The sequence below is a fragment of the Chitinophaga sp. genome, from assembly GCF_036566945.1.
Taxonomy (GTDB): domain Bacteria; phylum Bacteroidota; class Bacteroidia; order Chitinophagales; family Chitinophagaceae; genus Chitinophaga.
The window spans coordinates 1-6,127 of sequence record NZ_DATCVJ010001065.1 but is presented as its reverse complement, the minus strand read 5'-3'; the positions used below and the strand labels follow the sequence as shown (position 1 = coordinate 6,127).

The 6,127-nt window shown below is 45.2% G+C and carries 6 protein-coding genes; all 6 read left to right on the top strand.

From position 1 onward, the window contains the following. Nucleotides 1-1,195, top strand: a 1,195-nt coding sequence (locus VIP81_RS32185; RefSeq protein ID WP_331971907.1) for a glycosyltransferase, incomplete at its 5' end; no start/stop codon positions are given. Next, nucleotides 1,179-2,450 (top strand): O-antigen ligase family protein, encoded by a 1,272-nt coding sequence (locus VIP81_RS32180; RefSeq protein WP_331971904.1) that lies wholly within the window; start codon nucleotides 1,179-1,181, stop codon nucleotides 2,448-2,450. The genes VIP81_RS32185 and VIP81_RS32180, both read left to right, overlap by 17 nt. Nucleotides 2,451-2,463: 13 nt before the next feature. Then, nucleotides 2,464-3,609: a glycosyltransferase family 4 protein gene (locus tag VIP81_RS32175; RefSeq protein WP_331971901.1), complete on the top strand. Its 1,146-nt coding sequence runs from the start codon at nucleotides 2,464-2,466 to the stop codon at nucleotides 3,607-3,609. 11 nt (nucleotides 3,610-3,620) lie between these two features. Further along, nucleotides 3,621-4,547, top strand: a complete 927-nt coding sequence (locus tag VIP81_RS32170; protein ID WP_331971898.1) for a polysaccharide pyruvyl transferase family protein — start codon at nucleotides 3,621-3,623, stop codon at nucleotides 4,545-4,547. A gap of 2 nt (nucleotides 4,548-4,549) precedes the next feature. Beyond that, nucleotides 4,550-5,908, top strand: a complete 1,359-nt coding sequence (locus VIP81_RS32165) for a hypothetical protein (RefSeq protein WP_331971895.1) — start codon at nucleotides 4,550-4,552, stop codon at nucleotides 5,906-5,908. Next, nucleotides 5,905-6,127, top strand: a 223-nt coding sequence (locus tag VIP81_RS32160; RefSeq protein WP_331971892.1) for a hypothetical protein, incomplete at its 3' end; no start/stop codon positions are given. The genes VIP81_RS32165 and VIP81_RS32160, both read left to right, overlap by 4 nt.

The following is a 6,127-nucleotide window of genomic DNA, read 5'->3' as shown; positions in this document are numbered from 1 at the left end:
GACTGGTAGTACTAAAAGCGAACTAACGTATATGTATATACTCTTCTTCACAGACATATCTCCTTTTCCGCAGAACGGAGGAGAAAGAATCAGAAGTTATTACCTGATCAAAGCCTTGTCGCAACTGGGATATTCCGTTATTGCCGTAGTGCGGAATGTGGAAAAAGTGGACCTGCAGCAATACCATCTCCCTAACGTTACTTTTTATACTTATGAAACAAAACCTTTTGACCTGCTGACCCGCATTACCGGTAAGCAATATTTTCAGCGTTCGGGAGAGCTACTGGGCATGTTCAAAGAAATATGTGACGAGTATCCGATCTCCGCTGCTATACTTGATTACGGCTTTGTAGGACATTATATTTCTTTTTTCAAAAGTAGACATATACCGGTCATATTGGGTACGCATAATGCACAGCCCATGATTACCTGGCAGTTGCCTTCCAATAACCTGTTTGATAAATTGCGCAAGCTGCAATTATTCAGCATGGAGAAATTGCATGAGCGACTGTATTTTAACAAAGCTGCTGCGGTAGTGGTGGTGAGTGATGATGACCATGTGTATCATTCCCGGTTCCTGCCTAAGCAGAAAGTGTTTACCGTACCTAATTTTCTGGATCAGAAAGATTATCATCTGTTTGGTAAAAAGCAACAACGTGTGCTGGTGATGACGGCTAACTTCGGCGTATATATGAATTTTGCGGGCCTGAAATGGTTCATTGAAAATGTATGGGATAAGGAGCTGGCCGGAAAGTATGACCTGTGGCTGGTGGGAAGGGGTTCAAAGGAAGCACTGAAGCGCATTACCGGTAAAGAAGAATACGAGAACATTGTAGCCTTTGGAAAGGTAGATGATGTAAAGTGGTATATCTCGGTGGCCAGCGCGGTGATTATTCCGTTGGTGCATGGTAGTGGTACCCGGTTGAAATGCCTGGAAGCCATGGCATTGAGAACGCCTATTATCAGCACCGCCAAGGGCGTGGAAGGCGTGAAGAGCCGGCACTTTATTGTAGCTGATGAACCCGCCGCGTTTAAGCAATCGCTGCTCAATTTTGATAGTGAAACGGATAAGGGCGAGCGTTTGCAGGAGGACTTTTTACAGGAATACAGCCTGGAAGTAAACCAGCTGCGACTGCAGCAGATTGTTAACTACGCTATACGCGATAAAAAATCTGCCTATGTTCAACCGGCTTAAAATCGCGATGTATACTTTGTTGAGCGGCGTGAACGTGGCGCTGGTGGGGCAGTTGAAGCTCAATGAAATCATGGTGTTATTATCTGCGCCTTTTGTATTTGATCCCCGTGATTTCAAAGCATATCCGTTTTTCCGGAAAATTATTATGGCGCTGGTAGCACTCTTTGTGTTTCAGGCGATCACTGATCTGTGGGTAGTGAAAAGTTCTTCTGAAAATTTTATGCGGGGATGGGCCGCTATTGTGATGTCTATCCTCTCTTTCCTCTTTTTGTTTAAAACATTGAAAGATGACGAGGCTATTTTTTTCTTTCTCTGTATGACCCTGATCAAAAATATTATCTGGACAGATGAAAACGCCGACAGAGATATGTCGTACTTCAAGTTCAAAATGGTACCTATCCTGTCTTACGGCGTATACATCCTGTCATTTTTATTGTATCGGAAAGGCCAATGGAAAGCCGTACTGGCTTTACTGTTAGGCTATAGTTTACTTTGTTTTGCGCGTGATTCACGTTCCACCGGCATGGTATTTTTTTTGGGTGCTATTATTATTTATTGTTTTAACAGTGGCATGTACCTTACCCGTGACCGGCTGCTGGTATTCGGTTTGGCGGGTGTTATCCTGTTTCAGTTTGCGTATGTAAGTTATGTAAACGCGGTGCTGAATCATGAAATAGGCGGAGAACATGCGTCTGAGCAGATAGACCGCTTAGATAATCCTTACAATCCGCTGGAATTGTTGATGACAGGCCGGGGCGAAACATTTGCTGCGCTCGCCGCAATCGCTGATGCGCCTTTGTTTGGTCATGGCTCCTGGGCCAAAGATGATAATCTTAAATACTACCGTATTCTGTTGTTGTATCAGAATGAGGAGATGAATGAGCAACTGGCTACTTCTACGGATCACCTAATTCCCAGTCATTCCATATTGCTGGGAGCCTGGGTGAATGCCGGTGTAGGTGGATTTATTGCCGTGTTGCTGGTATTTATTTTCCTGTTGAGAATGGGCTTTTACCTTATCGGGCACGCAGCAGATACCGCGTTATATCCGGTGTTGGTACTCATGACGATTGGCGTAATCTGGACTTTTCTTTTTTCACCGATACAACAATTACGATTCAATATTCCCGCCATTGGCGCTATCCTCTTGCGGGCGTACTATGATTATGTGGCGGAAGAAAATGAACTGTCAGACACGGAACCTATAAACGAACCAATAGCGTTCATATCTCCCGAAGGGAAATATGAACGGTAAAATACTAACAGCTATGAAAATATGTTTCATCACATTGGGCGACATTAAATTCATTGCCACCATGAAAAGGGCCATTGGCATGGCAGAACCGTTACGGTCGATAGGCTGGGAGGTGTCTATTATAGCACAGGACAGTGAAGAGAACCGGAAACGGATTGCCATGGAATGCAGTGATGCCGTAAAAGTGTATTATTATCCGGAAGGTACTGCCGCTGAAGAAGTACGTACTAAAACAGCGTTGGTAAATGACATTGCACCTGACTATATTTTGTTTTGTTCTTTCAGCTTTCGCAATCGCATCTTAAAAAATAAGTTGAAGCTAAAATCCACGATACTCATAGAACACTCAGAATTGCCATCCGGTATTCCCGATAATAAGGGCCTGCGTAAATATGCTATGCTGGCCCTGGAATACTGGTCTGTGTTGTATGCGGATGGATTGTTGTGTGCCAGTAAATATCTCTGTAAGACATATACCAAAAGGGCGGCGCAATTGTTTCGTAAACAATTACCGGTGCTGTATTCTCCTTATGCATTTAACAATGATGTGGTGGAGTCGCCCCGGATTCGCGCGAAAGAACTAACGGAGACGTATATGGGGAAAACCATGTTGATATACATGGGTACCATGACGCGTAACTACGGATTGTTTACCATGTTGCAGGCAATGGAAATGATGAGTAAAGAGCGGAAAGACGTTGTTCTGCTGTTATTGGGGCAGGGCCGGCATCTGGAAGAAGCAAAGGCATTTGTGAAGGAGAAGCAACTGGATATGCAGGTACAGTTCCTGGGATACACAGCGGAAGAGGAACTGAGTTCTTATTTCGCCGCAGCCAATGCCTTTATTTCACCATTGAATGACACGGTACAGGATTGGGCCCGTTGTCCGAGTAAGATCTACATGTATATTCCTTTTAACAAACCGGTATTTACCTGCCGTATTGGAGAGCCGATGGAAATATTTGGAGAGCAGGGATATTATTTCAACAACAATGCACCGGCTTCACTGGCCGGACTGATTAGCCAGCTGGCGGCAGGGAAACTGGCGCCGGTAAAGGTGAATAGGGAGGCACATAGCTGGGAAAAACGCGCCGTGGATTTTACGGAGTGGGTCAACAGTCATTATGCTGCCAAGGTATTACGTATTGCTAACCTGTAAATGATTGCACCGTGAACTATGTTTATTATAAAGATCCTAAGGGAAATTTTGGTGATGACCTGAATGGATGGCTATGGCCCAAACTGTTTGGTGCAGGCAACGTAACAGATCCGGAAGTATTTCTGGGTATAGGTTCTATCTTATACGACGGATCGCCGCTGTTTCGTGATTTGTCGGATAAACGAAAGATTGTATTTGGTACCGGTGTGCGACCTGCTCATAAAACGTTTCAACTGGATAATAGCTGGGACATTCGTTTTCTGCGGGGACCCTTATCTGCTTATGCTTTCAATAATCAGTTTCCCTATGTGGCGGATGCTGCCTATGCGATTCGTCAGTTGCCGGAATTTGACAAATTTCTACATGTAAAGAAGAAGTATAAAGTAAGTGTGATCCCCTATTTTAAGTCGGTGTCTTACGTTGATTGGGAAAGCATTTGTGCCCGTTTAGGCTTCCACTATATTTCGCCAAGGGCAGAAAAGGGCGTAGATCATACGTTACAGGAGATAGCAGCTTCCCAGTTTGTGATTGCAGAAGCAATGCACGGCGCTATTCTGGCGGATGCACTCCGGGTACCATGGCACAGGTTTGTATTATCCACCCCACATACTGAAGGTAGTGGCGTATCAGAATTCAAGTGGATGGATTGGCAGGCGGCCATTCAGTTATATAATATCAACGCCACGGTGGTGAAGTTATATCGCAAATCTTTTTTACACCAGAAAATAAAAGCATTGTCGGGTAACCGTATCAGTGCGGAGTTCCTGGCGCCGGATGTTGTGAAGTTGGATTTGTTAAAAACATTACAAGGGGTAACAGAATTTTATTTATCTGAAGATGACGTGATACGGCGCATCGATAATAAAATTCATGACCATGCTTTTTTATTGCGCAAGGAGAAAAGCCTGGATACTTCATCGTTCATTACAACTCATTAATTATGCAACAGGAATTTATATTATCAGCGGGAAAAGGCGATTTCTTTTTTGGTTTTCATGACCTGGTAGCATGGAATGCGGGAGGTGATAAATTACTGGCGTTACAATCGCCGGATATTACAGTACCTCCGGATCCCCGCGTTTCCTGTGGTGTTGGCTACTTTGATGCGGCACAACAGTTTCATCAGCTGGGCAGCACCTATGCCTATAATTATCCACAGGGTGCCCGGCAGCAGTGGATAGGGGAGACAGATACTTTTATAGTGAATGATCGCGTGGGAGATAAGTGGGGAGCAAGGATTTATGATGCAGGTGAAGATAAATGCGTATCTGTGTTGCCGGTTCCTGCACATGTGATTACAGATGAAGGCATTGCTTTCGGCATTGATTACGCGCGACTTTTTCGTTTAGGTGGATATGGTTATACCGGACTTCCTGACAAACAGGCGCATGTCCATGCGCCTGTGGATTCCGGCATTACAAAATATAATGTGTACACGGGTGAAGAATCGCTGCTGTTGTCTATTGCAACAGTAGCTAATTACAGGATGAATCCTTCGCTGGGGCGACATCATTACATCACGCATTTGTTGCTGAACCCATCGCAGAACAGACTGGCTTTTTTACACCGGTATAAGTTGAAAGACGGTGGGGAAACCACGCGGTTAATGACCATCGGTACAGATGGTAGTGATCTGAAATGCCTGGCCACTGGATTTTTGAGTCATTTCGACTGGAAGGATGATGCCCATATTGCCATCTGGGGCAGAACCGGCAGTGGTATTGAAAAACTGCGGGGCTCCCTGTTGTATAAGATGATGCCGGCAGGTTTGATTTCGAACGGTAAAAAGGTGTTGAAGAAACTATTGTACCATGGGGAGAAGGGAGCCAAGGCAGTGGCTACGTTTAACTGGCTGCTGTTGGCCGATGTGAATGACGCTGTGCCGGCGTTGCTGGCAAAGGATATTATTACGGAAGACGGTCATCCTATGTTTTGCCCGGTAGACCGCGACTGGATGATTTGCGATACCTATCCCAATCAGCAAGGCATCCGGACATTGTTTCTTTTTCAGTATAGTACGCAGCAGAAAACTACGTTGGGTACTTACCGTATGATTGATACCAAACCGGATATGAAAGTGGCTGGTGCGTTGTTGAAAGGCGTGGAAGAGGAGGTATTAAAGGCGTTCTCACCGGAGCAGATGGCGTTTACGCGCAGCGGGTTGCATTGTGATTTGCATCCTCGCTGGAAGCGGGATGGCAGCCTGGTGGCGTTTGATTCTATTCATGAAGGCAGCCGTCTTATTTATGGTTATGATGTGAGCAGTATTATTCATGCAAATAAAAATGTGTTGGTATGATCGCGATTTTGCAGCCTTTGGTACCACATTACAGAGAGCATTTTTTTAACCGGCTGCAGGAGCGGGCGCCGTTTGACTTGTATTGTTATGACGGCGCGGATGCCTTGCAGAAAAGAAACCTCGCTGCCGGCAGTACAGTGGTGAAGCAGTTGCCTGCCTGGAGCGTAGGTCCGTTTGTGTTATACAACCCGCTGCGTTTTTTTAAGCGGGATTACAAGG

Coding starts and splice junctions, on each gene's coding strand:
- VIP81_RS32180 (WP_331971904.1), top strand. CDS start 1,179: ATGTTCAACCGGCTTAAAATCGCGATGTATACTTTGTTGAGCGGCGTG.
- VIP81_RS32175 (WP_331971901.1), top strand. CDS start 2,464: ATGAAAATATGTTTCATCACATTGGGCGACATTAAATTCATTGCCACC.
- VIP81_RS32165 (WP_331971895.1), top strand. CDS start 4,550: ATGCAACAGGAATTTATATTATCAGCGGGAAAAGGCGATTTCTTTTTT.